A 1293-nucleotide genomic window follows, 5' to 3' on the forward strand; every position below is an offset into this window, starting at 1 on the left:
CAGTGAATTTGCTCTTGCGCATCGTGGGTCTCCTTGCGGCTAGTTTGACCGGAGACCTCTGGTTATGCCTGGATCAAGATTACGGGGAGTCGACACGGGCATCCTGCCCTGCGCCCTTCGGGCCAGCTGCGCTGTTCGCACACGTTCCTGACGTGTGCGTGGCCAGTCAAGTGAAAGCCACTCGCGCGCCGAAGGCGCACGAAAGCTCTTGCTTCAAGGTCGCTCTGAAATGAGCTGGACGGCTATCTCGAAGCAGCTGCCTCCGACCGCAGGTGGACAAAACACGCTTGCGCTATTCAGTCGACAAGCCATTCGAGCAGCGTTCGATTGACGGCCTCGGGTTGTTCGAGGGTCGAAGCGTGACCGCAGTTTTCCACGACTACGAGCCGTGCGCCCGGGATGGCCGCGGCAATTTCCCGGGAGTGTTCCAGCGGCGTGAGCGGGTCGCTGTCGCCGACCAGGACGAGCGTTGGCACGGTGATGGCCGGCAGGCCGGGGCGAGAGTCGCTGCGCCCGATGCAGGCTTCCAGCTGCCTTGCCATGCCATCGATACCCACCGTCATCCCCATGCGCACGTTGGTTGCACGCAGCACCGGGTCGCCTTGATGGGATGGATGCAGGATCGCGCCGTAGATCTGCGTCAGCAGCGACTCGAAGTTTTCGGGGTGCGCCTGGGCCATCAAGGCACGCCTTTGCGCCGTCTGCTCCGGAGTGTCAGGACGGGCCGACGTATCGAGCAACGCCAGCCTGGATACGCGCTGGGGGGCTTGCCGCATGATTTCGAGGCAGATGTAGCCGCCCATGGAGATGCCGATGAGGGCAAAACGCGGCGGTGAGGCATCGAGAATAGCGGCGGCGATCCCGGCGATGGTCTCGCCCTCCAGCGTGGAGGCGATGGTGATGGAACCGTGGGGCCACAGCGCTGCGACCTGGGCAGCGAACACTTCGGACGTGCATAGCAGTCCGGGAACAAAAACAATGGGGGGCATGTAACGCATCCGGTAGGAGAAGGTGGGGTTCGCAGGCGTCTGTCTGCGTCTGGATCGGGTGGATGTTCGCCACCCACAAAGAGGATGCACGACCTCAGGGTCAGACGTTGTTTGCCAAATATGCCTGACTACCCAGACAGGCTGAACTTCAGTGCCGTTGCTCTGCCTGTTGCCCTTGATCTTGGTCTCCGAAGAAACAGGGCCAGAGTCTGAGGTTTCCCCACGAATTCATGCCGGCACTCCCAGTTGATCCAGCAGTTGTGCGCTGGGGTGTCGTAGATGATCGATGAGTTCGCTCAAGCGC

At 61.7% G+C, this 1293-nt stretch carries 1 protein-coding gene; it reads right to left on the bottom strand.

The window, feature by feature from the left end; all coding sequences use genetic code 11:
- Positions 1 to 296 precede the first annotated feature (296 nt).
- Positions 297 to 989: an alpha/beta fold hydrolase gene (locus ACQGNJ_RS00025; RefSeq protein WP_426687203.1), complete on the bottom strand. Its 693-nt coding sequence runs from the start codon at positions 987 to 989 to the stop codon at positions 297 to 299.
- Positions 990 to 1293 lie beyond the last annotated feature (304 nt).

The organism is Rhodanobacter ginsengiterrae, from assembly GCF_050026815.1.
Lineage (GTDB): Bacteria > Pseudomonadota > Gammaproteobacteria > Xanthomonadales > Rhodanobacteraceae > Rhodanobacter > Rhodanobacter ginsengiterrae.

What these genes read in the sequence shown, in the direction of transcription:
- ACQGNJ_RS00025 (WP_426687203.1), bottom strand. Translation starts at nt 989, where the DNA reads ATGCCCCCCATTGTTTTTGTTCCCGGACTGCTATGCACGTCCGAAGTG.